We start from the raw sequence: 18,261 nt of genomic DNA on the forward strand, positions 1-18,261 counted from the left end.
ACCAAGCGCGCTTCGCCAGCGCCGCTGTGAAACGAGGAGGCCGAAATGGCTGCATATGATTACGAGACGCATGAATATGACGTCGTGGTCGTTGGTGCCGGTGGCGCTGGACTGCGCGCGACACTGGGCATGGCCGAGCAAGGCTTGCGCACCGCTTGCGTGACAAAAGTGTTCCCGACGCGTTCACACACCGTTGCAGCACAGGGTGGCATCGCGGCGTCCCTGTCCAACATGGGCCCCGACAACTGGCAGTGGCACATGTATGACACGGTCAAAGGCTCGGACTGGCTGGGTGACACGGACGCGATGGAATACCTCGCCCGCGAAGCACCCAAGGCGGTCTATGAACTGGAGCATTACGGCGTGCCGTTTTCCCGTACGGAAGAGGGCAAGATCTACCAGCGCCCGTTCGGCGGTCACACCACCGAGTTTGGCGAAGGCCCCCCCGTGCAGCGCACCTGTGCCGCCGCGGACCGGACCGGCCACGCGATCCTACACACGCTTTATGGTCAGTCGCTCAAGAACAACGCCGAGTTTTACATCGAATACTTTGCCATCGACTTGATCATGTCCGAAGACGGCGTGTGTCAGGGCGTGCTGTGCTGGAAGTTGGATGACGGCACCATGCACCTGTTCTCGGCCAAGATGGTCGTGCTGGCGACAGGCGGCTATGGCCGCGCCTATTTCTCGGCCACATCGGCCCACACCTGCACCGGCGACGGTGGCGGCATGACCGCACGGGCGGGGCTTCCACTCCAGGATATGGAATTCGTGCAATTCCACCCGACTGGCATCTACGGCTCGGGTTGCCTGATCACTGAAGGCGCGCGGGGTGAGGGCGGTTACCTTACCAACTCCGAGGGCGAGCGGTTCATGGAACGATACGCACCGACCTACAAAGACCTCGCATCGCGCGATGTGGTCAGCCGCTGCATGACCATGGAAATCCGCGAAGGCCGTGGTGTTGGCGCTGATGGCGATCACATCCACCTGCACCTCAACCACCTGCCACCCGAAACGCTGGCCGAACGCCTGCCCGGTATCTCGGAAAGCGCGCGCATCTTTGCGGGCGTCGACCTGACCAAGGAACCGATCCCGGTTCTGCCCACTGTGCACTACAACATGGGCGGCATCCCCACGAACTATTGGGGCGAGGTTCTTGCGCCCACGAAGGACAATCCCGACAACGTCTCGCCCGGCCTGATGGCCGTGGGTGAAGCGGGCTGTGCCTCGGTGCACGGCGCGAACCGTCTGGGGTCGAACTCTTTGATCGACCTCGTGGTCTTTGGCCGTGCTGCTGCGATCCGCGCCAAGGATGTGGTGGACGCTGATGCGCCGGTGCCCACGCCCAGCAAACGGTCCATCGAGGCTGCGTTCAGCCGCTTTGACGGTCTGCGCTATGCCAAAGGCCATGTGCCTACGGCTAAGCTGCGGCTGGAAATGCAACGCACAATGCAGGCTGACGCGGCCGTCTTCCGCACGGACAAAACGTTGGCTGAGGGCGAAGAGAAGATGAAAGGCGTGGCCGAGAAGATCAGCGACCTGCAGGTCACCGACACGTCACTGGTCTGGAACTCCGACCTGATGGAGACGCTGGAGCTGACAAACCTCATGCCGAACGCCGTGGCAACCATCACCGCAGCAGCAGCACGCAAGGAAAGCCGCGGCGCCCACGCGCACGAGGATTATCCTGATCGCGACGATGAAAACTGGCGCAAGCACTCCCTTGTCTGGTTCAAGGGCAACGCGGCCTCACTGGGTTATCGCGGCGTGCATCTGCAACCGCTGACCAGCCACAACGACGGCGGCATTGATCTCAAGAAAATCGCGCCCAAGGCGCGTGTCTATTGATCGGTCTGGTCAACACATCAATGCCGAACCGCTTGGAAGATGATGGCTATCTACTGCGTCGTATGTATTGGGGTGCTTGAATGACGTTGCGCGGTCACAGTTGTTTTGAAGATCTCGCGGATGCCCTCCGCGCTTTTGCGAACGGGCAGCCGCTTGTCGAAATCGTAAACTCTGGTAACTGGGGCGACGCGCTGATTCATGCCGGTCAAAAGCAATTTCTGGCGGATGCCGGGCTAGTGGTCGAGCAGGTGCCGGTGCAGAGCCTACAAAACAAAAAAGCGTGGAAGAATGCGTTGAAGCGTATTCTCATCCCGCGCAAGGCAATAATCACCGGTTCCGGAGCCTATCGCAAGGAATATAACAGGCCAAAAGAACTCGCCTTCGCGGCGCGCCAGTTTGCGCATGTCGTGGTGATGCCCTCTTCTTACCCCTTTAAACCAGATATGGATTTCAACCGTACCGTGTTCTGGCGGCGCGACGCGCTGGAAAGCATGGAGGCCATCCCGGACGCCCGCTTCTGCCATGATATGGCATTCTACCTCCAACCTGCGCCGCGAGACGTGACGCAGGAGGTCGGTGTTTTCTTTCGTGATGACGCCGAGCGCAGCAGCGTAGCGTTGCCCGCCAATAATGAAGACATCAGCGCCGAAGGTACCCATAAAACGGATATAGAGCCGTTTCTGGATCGTATCGGTGCATGCAGTGTGATCCATACAAACCGGCTGCATGTCGGTATTGCGGGCGCGTTGCTGGGGCGCGAGGTGCATCTCTATCCGGGCAACAACCAGAAAATCCGGTCCATGTACGAAGCGTCCCTTGAGCCATTTTATGCCAAGGTTCACTTCCATCAAGACGTGCCGCCCACATTGTATCAGGAGGCGGAAACACATGCCGCGTCCTGACAATGTCACAATAGACGCATGCCCTGATGGTCCACGCTATGTCATCGGCAGCGGTTGGTGGTGCAGCGAAGTGGCGGATGCCGACGTGAACGCCAAACGGCGCAAAGTCGGGTCCGAGCAGCAGCGCGCGGTTGGGTTCTTTGCGATTTGGCTGGCCAACATAAATCGGTTTGCGCAGCCCTTTGCGGTGGTAGTGGTCGATTCAGCGTCTCCGGTCAAACCGGACAGCGACCTGCGCGAACAGGTGGCGTGGATAGAGCTTCCGTTCAATGCCCGTCACGCCACGGACCATGTCGGACAGTGGAGCGGTTGGCTAAGATCCGTTATGATCTCGGCACAATATGCCCTGACAGTTGAAGCCGAATACTTCGTTTATGTTGAGCAGGACTGCCTGATCAAGGGTGATAGGATTGTTGAATATTGCATCGGCAAAATGAAAACCGGTTTGATGTTTGGCGATGGTGAAGGCACGCCGCAGCCCGTGCAGCAGTCCTTTTTCCTCATCCACCGTGATCGAATACCTGGGTTTCTCAAGAATCTTGGGGATCTCCAGGCGCGTGACAGTGATCTTTCGCCGGAGCTGAAATTTGTCTTTGCGTCATGGCGCCCGTTTGTTTGGTTGGAAAACCTGGGTCTTATGAAGCGCAGGAAAATACGCAATTTTTCCATCAAGGTCGCAAAACGATTTTTCTTCGATATGTTGCCGATGGGAACCGGGCGAACGCGCCCCGTTCCGTTCGATGCTCCACATTACTACTTCCAGCATGGGTCAGAAAAAGAGTTAAACAAGCATCTTGAGGCAAACGTCGGATGAAGTCGCTTCAGCCAAAACTCCAATTGGTTTGCGGTATTGACGCGCCGCGCAGCCATGGACAAATCTTCCTGCCGGATATGGTACTAACGGACCGGGCCCGCGCTTCATCGCGACTCCTTTCCAGAGGCGAGGATGATACGCATGGCTGATATTGCAACACATGCTGGCGCCGCGCTCGTCCCCGGACGGGTGCTGCGCGTCTATGGCATGCGTCGTTCGGGCAATCATGCGATCATTGACTGGATCATGCGGAACACCAGCGGTGGCGGGCTGTTTTTGAACAACTGCAAATTTGGCTGCGACCCGCTGGAAACAACGCGCGCCATCACCGTCTATCGCGACGGGGTGCAGCTGGACATGCCAGGCCGGGAAGCCAAGATTGCAGCGGCAGGTGATGCTCCCACTGCGCTCATATCCTACGAGGACCGCATCCCGCCGCGTCAGCGCAAACCGCTCTATGCTGCGCCTGAAACATGCGTGATCATCTACCGCAGTTTCCTTCATTGGGCCGCCTCTCTCTTGCGCAAGATCCAAGGCAATATGGGTTACGGACCGGTCGCACGGATGCGGATCATGATGAACGCCGTTGCCACCTACGGTAAGATGCTGGATCGGGTGCAGGACGATGACACTGTGGCGTTGCTCTATGATCAGTGGAATGCGGACGACAGCTACCGTGCCGACATGGCGGCGCGGCTTGACTTGCCCGGGCGCGACCTCAGCAAGGGACAGGTCCAAAGCTACGGCGGCGGCTCGTCTTTCCAAGGCAAATCGGCGACCCCCGAAACGCTCAAGACGGATCAACGTGCCAACCAGATGGCAGATGATTTTGAGTACCAGCTGATCCTGTGGACCGCCGCCCGCGATCCCCATTTCATCGCCCGGCTGGCCGAAATGTTCCCCGAAGACGCGCTGCGCCTGTCCGGCCTGCTGCGCACCGCCAAAGCCGAGGTAACCCTGACATGATCCGCGCCGCCGCCCTTGTTGCTCTCCTGACGCTTACCGCTTGCGAAGAAACCACCCAAGCGGTGGACAACGTCGCGCGCCGCAGCGCCAAGGCCGCTGTTTCGGAAACCATAGTCACGCGCTTCCCAGCTGTGCCGAAACAGGCGGTCACGCCCTTTACCGACTGCATCATCGACAACGCGTCAGCGCGTGAGATCGGTGAATTTGCCAAGGACGCCGTGATCGGCGTCTCAGAAACAACTGCTGCTCTGGTACGCTCCGTGCTTGAGCGGCAACAGACACAACAGTGCATCGTCGGGGCAGGTCTCTCTGTCCTGACCGCGTGAAAGGAGAACCGCAATGGTCCAACTGACGCTTCCCAAGAACTCTCGCATGACGACAGGCAAAACCTGGCCCAAACCCGAAGGGGCCACCAACGTGCGCAAGTTCAGCATCTACCGCTGGAACCCCGATGACGGGAAAAACCCGCAGGTCGACACCTATTTCGTCGACATGGACACCTGTGGCCCGATGATCCTGGACGCGCTGATCAAGATCAAGAACGAGATCGACCCGACCCTGACCTTCCGTCGCTCCTGCCGCGAAGGCATCTGCGGGTCCTGTGCGATGAACATCGACGGCATCAACACGCTCGCCTGCATCTACGGCATGGACGAGGTGAAGGGCGACGTCAAAATCTACCCGCTGCCGCACATGCCCGTGGTCAAGGACCTGATCCCTGACCTCACGCATTTCTATGCGCAGCATGCGTCGATCATGCCCTGGCTCGAAACCAAGACGAACCGCCCGGCGAAAGAGTGGAAGCAGTCGATCGAAGACCGCAAGAAGCTGGACGGCCTCTATGAATGCGTGATGTGCGCCTCCTGCTCGACAGCGTGCCCTAGCTACTGGTGGAATGGTGACCGCTACCTCGGGCCAGCAGCCCTGCTACACGCTTACCGCTGGATCATCGACAGCCGGGACGAGGCGACAGGCGAACGGCTCGACGATCTTGAGGATCCGTTCAAGCTCTATCGCTGCCATACGATCATGAACTGCGCCAAGACATGCCCCAAGGGCCTGAACCCGGCAGAGGCGATTGCCAACATCAAGCAGATGATGGTCGAACGTACCGTCTGATGCAGGCATGAACGACGTCTGGGCGGCCCTTCTGCTGGCAACACTTGCAGGCGGATCGATCCCGCTGGGCGCTTGGATTGCGACATTCAACGCCGCTTGGCCCAACTGGCTCAAGACCGAAGCGCGCCACGGCGTGATTGCATTCGGGGCTGGCGCGCTCTTGGCAGCCGTCGCACTAGTGCTGGTCCCCGAAGGCACGGAGCGGCTTGGGGCTGGCGCAGCCCTTGGCTGGTTCTTTGCAGGCGGTGTCGCTTTCGCCGTGATTGACCGGGCGCTGTCGCGGGCAGGGGGCAAATTCGCGCAGTTTCTCGCCATGATGATGGACTACCTGCCCGAGGCGATGGCTCTTGGCGCCCTTATCTCAGGCGATCTTGGCACTGCGCTCCTTGTGGCGGGCCTTATTGCCCTGCAGAACCTGCCCGAAGGCTTCAATGCCATGCGCGAATTGTCAGAAGATGGCCCCGCGCCGCTTTGGCTCTTTGTAGTGATGGTCCCGCTTGGTCCACTGGCCGCTTATGTCGGGGTGTCTCTGCCGCCCTCGCAAGAGCATGTGATCGGTGCTGTCATGATGCTGGCGTCGGGTGGCATACTTTTCCTGATGTTCCAGGATATCGCACCGCAGGTGCCATTGAAGAACGCGCATCTGCCGACACTGGGCGCTGTGTGCGGCTTTGGCCTTGGATTGGCCGGCGACCTGCTGATTTAGCCCTTCGAGCGCAGCATATCTTGCCTGCGGATACCCCCGGCTGCCGCTGACGGCCGATTTGTGATACCCTGCGTCCAATCAAACGGGGGTGGACATGTCGGATATCACCATTCTCATCGGCACGACCAAGGGTGCGTTTCTTTTGCACAGTGCCACGCGCGACACCTGGAAACTGACAGGACCACATTGTGACGGCTGGGCCATCAACCATGTGATTGGTGATCCGAAGACAGGCCATATCTGGGCCGGTGGTGGCAATACTTTCAGCGGCGCCGGGATCTGGCGGTCTGAAGATGGCGGGGCGACATGGCAGCTGTCCAAACTTTCGAAAGGCGAGATGGACAGCTGGGCCGAAGACAATCCGGATGAGGCGGCCCTTTTCGGCTGGACGGCGCACGACACCAGTTTTGATGGCGATGTCACAGCGATCTGGTCGCTGTCACTGGCCGACGGACGGCTTATGGCAGGTGGCAATCCGGGCCGTCTTTATGAAAGCACCGATGGCGGCCAGAACTGGACCCGCAACGATGCGCTTAGCGACCATGACACGCGCGACAGCTGGAGCCCTGGTGGGGCGGGACTGGTCCTGCATACGATTGTTCGCGACCCCAAGGATGACGCCAAGATGTGGGTGGGTATTTCTATGGCCGGCGTTTTTGCGACCGAGGATGGTGGCGCCACATGGGACCGGCGCAACCGGCTCTCCAATGCAGAAAGCTGCGGCTACAATGCACATCCGGCAGCACCCCGCGATGGCGAAACCGGGCATTGCGTTCATAACTTTGTCCGCGCCAGCACGGATGTGCTCTATCAGCAAAACCATCACGGGGTCTGGCGGTCGTCCGATGACGGCCGCAGTTGGGAGGATATCACCGAAGGGTTGCCCTCGACCTTCGGGTTTCCCATCGCCGTACATCCCCATAAGCCACAGATGATCTGGACCTTGCCGCTCAACAGTGACAGCGACGGGCGCTATCCACCGGATGCCAGCGCCGCCGTCTGGCGGTCAGAGAACGGCGGCGACACCTGGACAGACCAGCGAAACGGATTGCCACAAGACACCTGCTTTTTCACCGTGTTGCGACAGGCCATGGCGACCGATCAGCAGACGCAAGCGGGAGTGTATTTTGGCACAAACTCCGGCTCGGTTTTTGCATCAAGGGACGAAGGCGAAACATGGGATGAAGTCGCCCGGCACCTGCCGACAATCCTGTCGGTCGAGGTGATGGACCGTATCTGACACTTGCACCCAACGTTCTGGCAGTTAGGCTGCGCGCATGACCGATGCCCCCGACTATGCCGACGCTCACCGCGCCATCCCGCCAGTGATCTGCTACCCGCCCGAGACATTGCCGAAACCGGATATGGAGCGCTATGCCCGCGCCCGTGATGACATGACCAAACTGTCCGAGATTATTGCCGCCCCACGCGAGGCGGCAACGTTCGAGGTGCCTGCGGGTCACATCTTTCGCATCTCATCTGTCGAAGGGCCGCAGGTCGGCGACTTGAACCTGTGGAATGCAAACGATCTGTCCGAAAGGTTCTACTCGGGCAAGACGCGGGCCTTGCACGGCACCCATGTGGACACAGGCGATCGGCTCTGGACCAGCTTTCCCACCCTGCGCCCCATGGCCACGATCATCCACGACACGCTTGATTGGTACGGGTTCGATGAGTTTGGGGGTGGTGTGCATGACGTGATCGGTACGCGGTGTGACCCCTATACAGGCAACCTTTTACAGGGCGGTCACTACCATCACTGCTGCCATTCGAACCTGACCCGCGCGCTGGCCGACCATACGGGGCTGTCGCTAGTCGAGGCCGAGCCGCATGTGCATGACGTCATGAACGTCTTCATGTGCACCGGCTTCACCCGCGACACCGGTCAGTACTTCATGAAGGCGTCACCGGTCCGTCCCGGTGACCACATCGACTTCTTCGCCGAGATCGACCTGCTGGGCGCACTCAGCGCCTGCCCGGGCGGCGATTGCGGGTCCGAACATTCCTCGGACACAGCGCCCTGCTTCCCGCTCAAAATCGAAGTGTTCGCGCCCACACCCGGCGCACTTGATGGCTGGCAGAGCCCGCCGGTCAACGGCTACGATCGCAGCCACGGACGCGCATAGCGCGACGAGGGCCAGCCTTCCCTGTTTTGGAAAAATCCCCGCCGGAGGCTCCGACGAAGGCCACATGCATAACGGTGCATTCATCGCGCGTTAAGCAAGACGCGCTACAAGAAAGTTAACCAACGCTTGCATGACCGTGACGGTGGGGGTGCACAGGGGGTGTACAGATGGTGCACGCGGGGTGACAGGCTTGTGCCACCCCTAATAGGCTGAAAAATAGTGCTAAAATAGCGTCGCGTCAGGCAAACGCGGCTTCCAGCGCAATTTCCACCATATCCCCAAAGGTCTTTTCACGATCTTCCGACGGCAGGGCTTCACCTGTCTGAAGGTGGTCACTGACGGTCAGCACAGCCAGTGCCCGGCGCCCGTGACGCGCCGCCAAGGTGTACAGCTCCGCCGCTTCCATCTCGACGGCAAGGATGCCATGGCGAACCATCTGTTCGTCCAGGTCGGCCCGCTCGGCATAGAACACGTCGGATGAATAGATGCCGCCCACATGCGTCCTAGTGCCCTTGGCCTGGGCCGCATTTACTGCTGCCGCCAACAGACCATAGTCGGCAAAGGGGGCATAGTTGATCTCTTTGAAAAAGCCGGAGGACGGTGACGTGATGGTGGTCGAGGTCATCGCAATGATCACGTCACGAATACCCACGTAAGGCTGCATGCCCCCGCATGATCCAATGCGGATCAGCGTCTGCGCGCCATACGTGGTGATCAGTTCGTTGGCATAGATCGACAGGGATGGCATGCCCATGCCTGACCCCTGAATGGTGACCCTGTTGCCCTTCCACGTCCCGGTAAAACCCAGCATGCCACGTACTTCGTTGACCAGCTCGGCGTTTTCCAGAAACGTCTCAGCCGCCCATTTGGCGCGATAAGGGTCGCCGGGCATCAACACGGTTTCAGAAATTTGGCCCGGTGCGGCACCGATATGAACGGTCATGGTCAACTCCTTCGTCTGGGAACAGCCGTTGCAGTACTCGCTTTCAGCGGAAAGGAGAATAGCACGCACGACAACGGCGCAGATTTGTGCGCATGGATCGCACATCAAAATGTGGAAGATGCGCCGGAAACAAAAAAGGCCACGTTCCCGTAGCAAAAGGAACGTGGCCTTTCTTGAATTGGCGCGCGGTCAGATTTCCATCTTCTCCGCTGGTGTGCCTGCTTCGACAGCAGCCTTGAACCAGTTTGGCTGACGCCCTTTGCCGGTCCAGGTTTGTGCGGGATTTTCAGGGTTCATGTATTTCGGTTCGGCAGTGGACGCTTTCGCGCTTCCCCGTCCCGATTTCTTACTCGTCAACTCATCCAGCGAAAAACCATACTCTGCTGCCGCTTTTTGGGCCGCGGCCAAAGCATCATGCCGCTCTGATTTGCGACGTTGCACAATTGCCTCGTCTATGTCAGCGCGTAGTGCTTCCAGTTCCTTGCGGCTCATTTTGTCGAGTTTGATTGCCATTTTTTGTCCAGTTTATTTTGAGATTACATACTCTATTTGGCGAAATCGTAGGAAAATCAAGAGCCTGACTGATCGTAATTGTGTCAGCGGCGGGGACTTGCCCGTTATGCGCGTTTCTTTCGACCGCCAGTGGAAAACTGACTTGGCGAATTGATGACACCGGAATTGGGTTTCCCGTAGGACGGGAGAGCCCTATGGCAATTAAAACTGAAGACCATTGAAGCGGCGGTCGACGTCGCCAAAGCCTATTCCGATTTGGCGCGATCAGTATCTTCGGCGCTATTGGACGCAACTGCCGCCCAGCAAAAGGCACGGCACGAAAACATGATTGAAACCGCGAAACTGTGCGCGAGCGATTTAAAGAATGATTGATCCGGTTTTAGATCGGGTTGATTGGCTCGACATAGTTAGAGCGTGATATGGCCGAAGAAACAGCGGTGAGTGACCAGCATCACTGATGCTGTATCCCAGACACTGGTGGCCAATGTCGGCACGGCGCAGCCAAACGGCGCAGCGGTTTTTCAGCAGTGCTATGCCCAAACAATAGCGTTCTGCATGCAGAACACAGCCGCCCGATAGCGGCAGGGATAGGTTATCGCCGACACGTCGATGTCCGCTTTGGTGCCCGTCGTGGGCAAGGAAAGGTCGTAGCCCATGGTACAAAAACCCAAACCCGCCAAAAACGATATTTCGGCAGGTTCAGCAGATGCGGACGACACGTAACCCCAAGACAGCAGTCAGTTCGGAGCCGATCACCGGCAAGAGGCGTTGAACACGTTGAATGCGCAGGCCGATGCTTCGAAATCGGCAAGTTCCGTCAATGCCCGGATCGAGGCAACGGTTGTCTTGCTCAACAAGAAAATTGCCAAAAACCCCGGTGAACTCGCGCGCGTTGGGCTCGAGCTTGCAACATCGCAATCGCTGTCCATCGCCGTTCAGGATGCCGTCGATCACTTGCGACTGATGCAGCTGCTGGCCGAAGCAACGCTGGCGCGGGCGGTCATGCCCGAGGCGAGCAAGGAAGACACGGCCGCGGCATCCGCTACCCAGACCGGAGTGCACACAGCTTTGCAGCCCCTGCAGTGGGTCGCTGACCTCGCTCAGGCAGTATGGGTTTCGAAAAAGGCGCAGTGACGGCTATTCTGCCGCCACAGCCTTTGGATCCGCTAGTGTCACGATTTCCTGCATGATCGTGTTCAGCTCGAAGTCCTTGGGCGTGTAAACCCGGGCGACGCCCATGGCGCGCAACCGATCGGCGTCGTCATCGGGAATGATGCCGCCGACAATCACCGGCACGTGTCCCAGCCCCGCGGCTCGCATGCGCTGCATCAAGTCCTCGACCAGTGGAATGTGGCTGCCCGACAGGATCGACAGACCCACCACATGCGCATCGTCATCACGGGCGGCGGTCACAATTTCCTCGGGCGTCAGGCGGATCCCTTCATAGGCGATGTCCATCCCGCAATCACGCGCACGAACAGCAATCTGTTCGGCGCCGTTGGAATGGCCATCAAGGCCCGGCTTGCCCACAAGGAATTTCAAACGCCGACCCAAACGGTCGCTCACAGCATCAACAGCATCGCGCAGATCATCCAACCCCTCGGTCATGTTCGAACGACCCGCCGACACGCCGGTTGGCCCGCGATACTCTCCGTGCACCGCACGCATTTGCGCCGCCCATTCACCGGTGGTGACGCCAACCTTGGCGCAGGCGATCGAGGCAGGCATGACATTCTGGCCCGTCTGCGCCGCTGCACGTAAATCGGAAAGGGCAGCCTTCACTGCGGCATCATCCCGTTCTGCGCGCCACGCGTTCAGCCGGTCAATCTGGTCTTGTTCGACAGCCGGATCGACAACCATGATTCCGCCATCGCCGGTCATCAGTGGTGAAGGCTCCCCAGCCTGGTACTTGTTTACGCCAACCACAACGGTTTCACCCTTTTCAATGCGGTTCAGACGCTCGGCATTCGATTGCACCAGTTGGGCTTTCATATAGTCAATTGCCGCAATGGCTCCGCCCATCGCATCAAGGTTTTCCAATTCGTGGCGCGCGCCGGTTTTCAACTCCTCGACCTTGGCGTCAACAGCAGGATTGCCATCAAACAGGTCGTCATATTCCAGAAGGTCCGTTTCAAAGGCCATAATCTGCTGCATGCGCATCGACCATTGCTGGTCCCATGGACGCGGCAGACCCAGCGCCTCGTTCCAAGCGGGCAATTGCACCGCACGGGCCCGCGCCTTTTTTGAAAGCGTGACGGCCAGCATTTCGATCAGAATGCGATAGACGTTGTTTTCCGGCTGCTGTTCGGTCAGGCCGAGTGAATTGACCTGCACCCCGTAACGGAAACGGCGGAATTTCGGGTCAGTCACGCCGTAGCGCTTCTCGCAAATCTCGTCCCACAGATCGACAAAGGCGCGCATTTTGCACATCTCGGTCACAAAGCGGATGCCAGCATTCACAAAGAAGGAAATGCGCCCGACGACAGCCGGAAAATCGGTCGGGTCAATACGCGGTTTCAGTTCGTCCAGAACAGCCGTGGCCGTGGCAAGAGCGAATGCTAATTCCTGCTCAGGCGTCGCGCCCGCCTCTTGCAGGTGATAGGAACACACATTCATCGGGTTCCATTTCGGTACGTTGGTGTAGCAGTATTCGGCCACATCCGCGATCATCTTGAGTGACGGTTTCGGCGGGCAGATATATGTGCCGCGGCTCAGGTATTCCTTGATCAGGTCGTTCTGCACGGTGCCCTGCAGCTTGGCCACATCCGCGCCCTGTTCCTCGGCCACGGCGATGTAAAGCGACAGCAGCCATGGGGCTGTCGCATTGATTGTCATCGACGTGTTCATCTGTTCCAGGGGAATGTCCGAGAACAGCGTACGCATATCGCCCAGATGCGCTACGGGGACACCAACCTTGCCGACCTCACCGCGCGCCAGAACGTGGTCGCTGTCGTATCCGGTTTGTGTTGGCAGATCGAAAGCCACGGACAAGCCGGTTTGACCTTTGGCCAAGTTTGATCGGTAGAGCGCGTTGGATGCGGCGGCGGTCGAGTGTCCGGCATAGGTGCGGATCAACCAAGGGCGGTCTTTCTGTACATGCTGCGACATGGCGTACTCTCCCGTGAATCGGCTGGGTAACAAAATTTCGTATGATGTGAGGTATAGGTAATTTTGTGGCGCAGTCAATCCGCTGCGTCGCGGCATTTTCTGCGTTGCGGCCAGACGGCTACGACAAACATCAGCCATCCCAGAACCCCGACGCTGTGGGCTGACAAGGTGATGGGCCCGGTAAAGGTTAGCAGTGCCAGGATATCTTCCGGCGGGGGCGGCGCCTTGATCACGGATTGCGCAGGCAACCCGTCAAAAATCATGCGGTAGTAGGTATAGTATCCTTGCGGTGATGCCCAAACAAAGGTGATGAAGGCGACCAGCCACACGGGCACCCGGATGATCAGCGGGCGCCTCAGCACCAGCAAACGTGTGAACCCAAGAGCAACAACAGCAAACAGAAGGGATACAACGGCAAGGCCGATCTGTCCCCAAACGGTCAGGGTATGAAAGGAATCTCCGTCGTACATCCGGCCACTTTCAGGGGCAGACAGGGGAAAGACCAGCCCATTTTGCTTGCTCCTATCCCATACGCCTGCGAGGGTCCACGCGATGATGAGATCGGTTGAACTCCCCCTCTGGCTTTTTGTGCTGATCGTGTTGTTCGCAGCCGTGACTTTTGCCTCGCATTTCCTGTTCCCGTCGGTGCGCTGGTTCTTTCGACGGCGGTTGGAGCGGGCGGTGAGCCGACTGAACGAGCGGCTGACACGGCCAATCGAACCGTTCAAGCTGGCCCGCCGTCACGACATGATCCAGCGCCTGATCTATGACCCGGAAGTGACGGAGGCCATCGTTCAGCACGCGGATGAGAACAACGTGCCCGAGAACGTGGCTTTTGAACAAGCGCGCCGCTATGCCCGCGAAATCGTTCCCAGTTTCTCCGCCTTTGCCTATTTCAGCTTCGGTGCGCGCGTCGCACGGTGGTTGGCAACGGCGCTCTATGATGTGCGGACCGGCCTCAACAACGATCAGCAAATCCAAAGCGTGGACCCGGATGCGACGGTGGTTTTCGTCATGAACCACCGCAGCAACATGGACTACGTTCTGGTCACATATCTTGCGGCGCGGGCCTCGGCGCTCAGCTACGCGGTGGGGGAATGGGCACGCGTATGGCCATTATCGCGTTTGATCAAGTCGATGGGCGCTTACTTTATCCGCCGAAGATCGCGCGGCGCGCTGTATCGCAAGGTTTTGTCTCGCTACGTGCGCATGGCAACTGCGGGTGGCGTGACCCAAGCCATCTTCCCCGAAGGCGGGCTGAGCGTGAATGGTCAGCTGATGCCGCTCAAGATGGGGCTCCTATCCTATGTCGTTGATGGGTATGACCCCAGCAAACGTGACGTCGTCTTTGTTCCCGTCGCGATTAACTACGACCGTGTGCTTGAAGATCGCGTTCTGATCGCTGCCGACAAACGAGGAGATCGCCGGTTCGGGGTCAGTATCACCGTGGTGATGGCGGCAATTCTACGCCTGTTGTGGCAGTGGATAACGCGGCGGTATCGCAAGTTTGGCACAGCTTCCGTTGTCTTTGGCCCTCCGGTCTCCCTTGCGGCTTTGGGTCAGGATCGTGACCTGGATCAACTGGCAGAAACGCTTCGTGGTCGAATACAGGATGTGATGCCAGTCCCTTTTGTTCCGTTGTTGGCACGCATGTTTTTGCAAACGGACGCGCCGATCCCGGATACGGATATGACCCATCGGATCAAGACGGCCATGCCATCCGAGCGTGGAACACGGCCGCCATTGACAGACGATGATCTGAGCAACCGCATTTCCCGTGCTTTGGGCGACATGGAACGGCGCGGCATGATCCATTGGATCGACAATGGATGGGCAAAGGTAAGCGACGAACAGGACCTGTTCCGCTTTTATGCCAATTCAATCGACGATCTGTATCCGGACAGCATCACGCCGGAAGATGCTGCGCGCGCAAAGTCATAAAATTACAAAAATGATAATGCGCGGGTTGCTTTATTTCGCGGTGAGCCATATTCAGCCGTAACGCAGTCGATTCTGCGCTGCGGCACGGAATTTTCAACCCGGAGGCTCAACATGGCACTCGACACTGGCATCGCGTCCTACGACGCACCTGAAAAAGACCTCTACGAGATGGGTGAAATCCCACCCATGGGGTATGTCCCGAAACAGATGTATGCGTGGGCCATTCGGCGCGAACGCCATGGTGAGCCGGACACGGCAATGCAGTTGGAAGTGGTCGACGTTCCAAAGCTTGATAGCCACGAGGTGCTGGTCCTCGTGATGGCCGCAGGGGTCAACTACAACGGTGTCTGGGCCAGCCTGGGCAAGCCGATCTCGCCCTTTGACGGGCACGGCCAGCCGTTCCACATCGCCGGTTCCGATGCTTCGGGCATCGTGTGGGCAGTGGGTGACAAGGTGAAGCGCTGGAAAGTCGGTGATGAAGTGGTGATCCACTGCAACCAGGACGATGGCGATGACGAGCATTGCAATGGCGGCGATCCGATGTATTCGGAAAGCCAGCGCATCTGGGGTTATGAAACACCCGATGGGTCCTTTGCCCAGTTCACCAATGTGCAGGCCCAGCAGCTGATGCCACGGCCCAAGCACCTGACATGGGAAGAAAGCGCGTGCTACACGCTGACGCTTGCCACGGCTTACCGCATGCTGTTTGGCCACGAACCACATGACTTGAAGCCCGGCCAGAACGTTCTGGTCTGGGGCGCGTCCGGCGGCCTGGGATCCTATGCGATCCAGTTGATTAACACAGCCGGAGCGAATGCGATTGGTGTGATCAGCGACGAAAGCAAGCGCGACTTCGTCATGGACCTGGGCGCCAAGGGTGTCATCAACCGCAAAGACTTCAATTGCTGGGGTCAACTGCCCACGGTCAACACACCTGAATATGCGGAGTGGTTCAAGGAAGCTCGCAAGTTCGGTAAGGCGATCTGGGACATCACCGGCAAGGGCGTGAACGTCGACATGGTGTTCGAACACCCCGGCGAAAGCACGTTCCCAGTCTCGACCTTTGTGTGTAAAAAGGGCGGTATGGTTGTGATCTGCGCGGGTACCACTGGCTACAATCTGACCTTTGACGTGCGTTACATGTGGATGCACCAGAAGCGTTTGCAAGGCAGCCACTTCGCCCACCTCAAGCAAGCGTCGGCTGCCAACCACCTGATGGTCGAACGCCGCCTTGATCCTTGCATGTCCGAAGTCTTTGCCTGGAATGACCTGCCTGAAGCGCACATGAAGATGCTGCGCAACGAACACAAGCCCGGGAACATGTCGGTGCTGGTGCAGGCGCCCAAGACCGGTCTGCGTACTCTTGAAGATGCGCTGGAAGCGCGGCGTTAACGCCATACACGCCAAAGATGAGTGTAAACGCCCGCGAATCACCCTGTGGTTTCGCGGGCGTTTTGCTGTTCCAAGGCCAGATGTAGTTGGATCAATGGCTTGTAAATTACCACCTCGCTATTTCTGGGGAGGGGAAATACGTGAATTTTCGGGGCAAGTTAACACATGCTATAGTTGTGTTAACCTTTCATTAACCACTCGGGAGTGAGTTTGATCATGAAAAGTGACTGGATACTGGACGTTCTTACGGACCTAAAGACTTTTGCCCGCTCCAACGACATGCATGCGCTCGCTGAGCAGTTGGACGACACCGCAATCGTCGCGATGGCCGAGATCGCCGCGATGAAGGAAACACAGGATGGTCAGCGTCACGACGGCGAGGCAGCCGTTGGAACCTATTTTGGAGGGTTTGGAGCAAGCTGAGGGGCTCGCTGCCCTACAGGCGGCGTCCGAAGAAATACGCGACCACTACAGGGTCGATCACGTGGTGTACCACTGGGTCGATTCCGCCGGGGATCAGTATGGTTGCGGAACGTATTCGGATGTCTGGCGTGACCGGTATCTTGAGCAGAATTACCTGCGTATTGATCCGGTCATAATGGGGTGTTTTCAAAGGTTTCACCCCGTAGATTGGAAACGGCTGGACTGGAGCAGCAAGTCCGCCCGCACCTTTCAAGCCGAAGCCATTGCACACGGGGTCGGGAACCAGGGGTTCTCGGTTCCGATCCGCGGCCCGAACGGGCAGTTCGCACTCTTTACGGTCAGCCACTCATGCGACGACAAAACATGGGCCGAATGGACAGACGCGCATCGTCGTGACCTGATCCTGATCGCGCACACGTTCAACGAAAAGGCGCTCGATTTCGAACCGGACCGGGCGCCGGAACAGTCCCAGGCGCTCAGCCCGCGCGAGGTTGACGCGATGACTTTTCTGGCCATGGGATACAGCCGCGCGCAGGTGGCCGATACGCTTTCGATCTCGGAGCATACCCTGCGCGTCTACATTGAAAGTGCCCGGTTCAAGCTGGGTGCCATGAACACGACACATGCCGTTGCCCGGGCCATGAGTCGGGGGTTGATCGTCGTGTAAAATACGCTTGTTGCTTGAGAGGGCAACACAACGGACGGGCATGCGTACAAGATATTAACTTACCTTACGGTAGGCTTTTGGTCACACCTCCCCGGTTTGACTAGGAGTATTCCGATGCTGCGTTATGTTTATGCCTCTGATCTTGGCGATTATCCCAAACTTTCTCGCACCATGTTCCGTGACCGTGCGGACCAATTCAAAACCCGATTAGGGTGGGATGTGAACGTGGACCAAGATGGGTGCGAGCGGGACGAGTACGACGATCTAAACCCGCTCTATGTTATCTGGGAAGAACCTGACGGGTCGCACGGCGGCTCCATGCGCTTTCTTCCCACGACCGGCCGCACAATGGTGAACGAACACTTTGGCGATCTGATCTCTGGACCCATTGCCAGCCCATTGATCTGGGAATGCACCCGTTTCTGCCTGACACGCGGGGCCGGTGGTCATGTCGCTGCCGCTTTGATGCTGGGCGGTGGGGAAATCATGCAAAATTTTGGGATTGAGCACTTTGTGGGTGTCTTTGACGCTCGGATGGTTCGCATATACCGCATGATCGGTTCCTCGCCGGAGGTGCTGGGCAGCAAGGGTACGGGCCGTGACCAGATCAGCGTTGGTCTCTGGCACTTTGACGAAAGCGCTGCAGCTGTTGTCGCGGAGCGGGCGGGTGTCCCGATGGAACGATCGCGCCAATGGTTTGACCGCGCATTCGGGATGACACGCTACCGCAACTACGCGCGCAGCGCCTGATCCCGCTGGCACCTGCCGCGACCCATCTATAGGGTCGCGG

General features: G+C 58.4%; 21 protein-coding genes. 16 read left to right on the forward strand and 5 right to left on the reverse strand.

Translation table 11 applies throughout. From position 1 onward, the window contains the following. The first annotated feature begins 45 nt into the window (after positions 1 to 45). The 9 genes from sdhA (at position 46) to AC53L6_RS12795 (ending at position 8,484) form a co-directional block, all read left to right on the forward strand. Entirely contained in the window at positions 46 to 1,851 is a 1,806-nt protein-coding gene (sdhA, locus tag AC53L6_RS12755) for a succinate dehydrogenase flavoprotein subunit (protein ID WP_496908120.1), read from the forward strand. 80 nt (positions 1,852 to 1,931) lie between these two features. Further along, entirely contained in the window at positions 1,932 to 2,753 is an 822-nt protein-coding gene (locus AC53L6_RS12760) for a polysaccharide pyruvyl transferase family protein (protein WP_496908121.1), read from the forward strand. Between the two features lie 70 nt (positions 2,754 to 2,823). Further along, a complete protein-coding gene (locus tag AC53L6_RS12765; RefSeq protein WP_496908122.1) occupies positions 2,824 to 3,567 on the forward strand; it encodes a hypothetical protein in 744 nt (247 codons plus the stop codon). 141 nt (positions 3,568 to 3,708) lie between these two features. Then, complete coding sequence (locus AC53L6_RS12770) at positions 3,709 to 4,533, forward strand: hypothetical protein (protein ID WP_496908123.1); 825 nt, start codon at positions 3,709 to 3,711, stop codon at positions 4,531 to 4,533. Then, a complete protein-coding gene (locus AC53L6_RS12775; protein WP_299201353.1) occupies positions 4,530 to 4,859 on the forward strand; it encodes a hypothetical protein in 330 nt (109 codons plus the stop codon). The genes AC53L6_RS12770 and AC53L6_RS12775 overlap by 4 nt, the downstream gene beginning before the upstream one ends. A 13-nt stretch (positions 4,860 to 4,872) precedes the next feature. Then, a complete protein-coding gene (locus AC53L6_RS12780; RefSeq protein ID WP_299201356.1) occupies positions 4,873 to 5,652 on the forward strand; it encodes a succinate dehydrogenase iron-sulfur subunit in 780 nt (259 codons plus the stop codon). 7 nt (positions 5,653 to 5,659) lie between these two features. After that, on the forward strand, positions 5,660 to 6,358 hold the full coding sequence (locus AC53L6_RS12785; protein ID WP_496908124.1) for a ZIP family metal transporter: 699 nt from the start codon (positions 5,660 to 5,662) through the stop codon (positions 6,356 to 6,358). A 94-nt stretch (positions 6,359 to 6,452) separates the two neighbouring features. Then, a complete protein-coding gene (locus AC53L6_RS12790; protein ID WP_496908125.1) occupies positions 6,453 to 7,598 on the forward strand; it encodes a WD40/YVTN/BNR-like repeat-containing protein in 1,146 nt (381 codons plus the stop codon). A gap of 37 nt (positions 7,599 to 7,635) precedes the next feature. After that, on the forward strand, positions 7,636 to 8,484 hold the full coding sequence (locus AC53L6_RS12795; RefSeq protein WP_496908126.1) for an urea carboxylase-associated family protein: 849 nt from the start codon (positions 7,636 to 7,638) through the stop codon (positions 8,482 to 8,484). 238 nt (positions 8,485 to 8,722) lie between these two features. Here AC53L6_RS12795 and deoD read toward each other — a convergent pair whose 3' ends face one another. Together deoD and AC53L6_RS12805 are read right to left on the reverse strand one after the other, a co-directional pair. Next, positions 8,723 to 9,427: a purine-nucleoside phosphorylase gene (gene deoD, locus AC53L6_RS12800; RefSeq protein WP_496908127.1), complete on the reverse strand. Its 705-nt coding sequence runs from the start codon at positions 9,425 to 9,427 to the stop codon at positions 8,723 to 8,725. A gap of 189 nt (positions 9,428 to 9,616) precedes the next feature. Next, positions 9,617 to 9,940, reverse strand: a complete 324-nt coding sequence (locus tag AC53L6_RS12805) for an H-NS histone family protein (RefSeq protein WP_299201372.1) — start codon at positions 9,938 to 9,940, stop codon at positions 9,617 to 9,619. Between the two features lie 441 nt (positions 9,941 to 10,381). On the opposite strand from AC53L6_RS12805, the gene AC53L6_RS12810 reads away from it, so the two are divergent. Further along, the gene (locus AC53L6_RS12810) at positions 10,382 to 10,519 is read left to right on the forward strand and encodes a RebB family R body protein (protein WP_366141793.1); all 138 of its coding nucleotides are present in this window, start codon (positions 10,382 to 10,384) and stop codon (positions 10,517 to 10,519) included. On the opposite strand, the gene AC53L6_RS12815 is transcribed toward AC53L6_RS12810, so the two are convergent. Beyond that, positions 10,471 to 10,596, reverse strand: a complete 126-nt coding sequence (locus AC53L6_RS12815) for a hypothetical protein (protein WP_299599503.1) — start codon at positions 10,594 to 10,596, stop codon at positions 10,471 to 10,473. The genes AC53L6_RS12810 and AC53L6_RS12815 overlap by 49 nt on opposite strands. A gap of 112 nt (positions 10,597 to 10,708) precedes the next feature. Here AC53L6_RS12815 and AC53L6_RS12820 point away from each other — a divergent pair, with 112 nt between their 5' ends. Then, positions 10,709 to 11,074 carry a hypothetical protein gene (locus tag AC53L6_RS12820; protein ID WP_496908128.1) on the forward strand — a complete coding sequence of 122 codons (366 nt, stop codon included), beginning with the start codon at positions 10,709 to 10,711 and terminating at the stop codon, positions 11,072 to 11,074. Positions 11,075 to 11,077: 3 nt separating this feature from the next. Here AC53L6_RS12820 and AC53L6_RS12825 read toward each other — a convergent pair whose 3' ends face one another. Continuing rightward, positions 11,078 to 13,048 carry a methylmalonyl-CoA mutase family protein gene (locus tag AC53L6_RS12825; RefSeq protein ID WP_496908129.1) on the reverse strand — a complete coding sequence of 657 codons (1,971 nt, stop codon included), beginning with the start codon at positions 13,046 to 13,048 and terminating at the stop codon, positions 11,078 to 11,080. 74 nt (positions 13,049 to 13,122) lie between these two features. Then, a complete protein-coding gene (locus AC53L6_RS12830) occupies positions 13,123 to 13,518 on the reverse strand; it encodes a hypothetical protein (protein WP_299599497.1) in 396 nt (131 codons plus the stop codon). An 82-nt stretch (positions 13,519 to 13,600) separates the two neighbouring features. Here AC53L6_RS12830 and AC53L6_RS12835 point away from each other — a divergent pair, with 82 nt between their 5' ends. The 5 genes from AC53L6_RS12835 (at position 13,601) to AC53L6_RS12855 (ending at position 18,221) form a co-directional block, all read left to right on the forward strand. After that, complete coding sequence (locus AC53L6_RS12835; protein WP_496908130.1) at positions 13,601 to 14,989, forward strand: 1-acyl-sn-glycerol-3-phosphate acyltransferase; 1,389 nt, start codon at positions 13,601 to 13,603, stop codon at positions 14,987 to 14,989. 111 nt (positions 14,990 to 15,100) lie between these two features. Further along, positions 15,101 to 16,381: a crotonyl-CoA carboxylase/reductase gene (gene ccrA, locus AC53L6_RS12840; protein ID WP_299201399.1), complete on the forward strand. Its 1,281-nt coding sequence runs from the start codon at positions 15,101 to 15,103 to the stop codon at positions 16,379 to 16,381. Positions 16,382 to 16,597: 216 nt separating this feature from the next. After that, complete coding sequence (locus tag AC53L6_RS12845; protein WP_189370924.1) at positions 16,598 to 16,804, forward strand: hypothetical protein; 207 nt, start codon at positions 16,598 to 16,600, stop codon at positions 16,802 to 16,804. Beyond that, complete coding sequence (locus AC53L6_RS12850) at positions 16,740 to 17,471, forward strand: helix-turn-helix transcriptional regulator (protein ID WP_299201404.1); 732 nt, start codon at positions 16,740 to 16,742, stop codon at positions 17,469 to 17,471. The genes AC53L6_RS12845 and AC53L6_RS12850 overlap by 65 nt, the downstream gene beginning before the upstream one ends. Before the next feature lie 114 nt (positions 17,472 to 17,585). Continuing rightward, a complete protein-coding gene (locus AC53L6_RS12855) occupies positions 17,586 to 18,221 on the forward strand; it encodes an acyl-homoserine-lactone synthase (RefSeq protein ID WP_496908131.1) in 636 nt (211 codons plus the stop codon). The last annotated feature ends 40 nt before the right edge of the window (positions 18,222 to 18,261 follow it).

It is taken from the genome of Tateyamaria sp. LSS28, assembly GCF_059611725.1.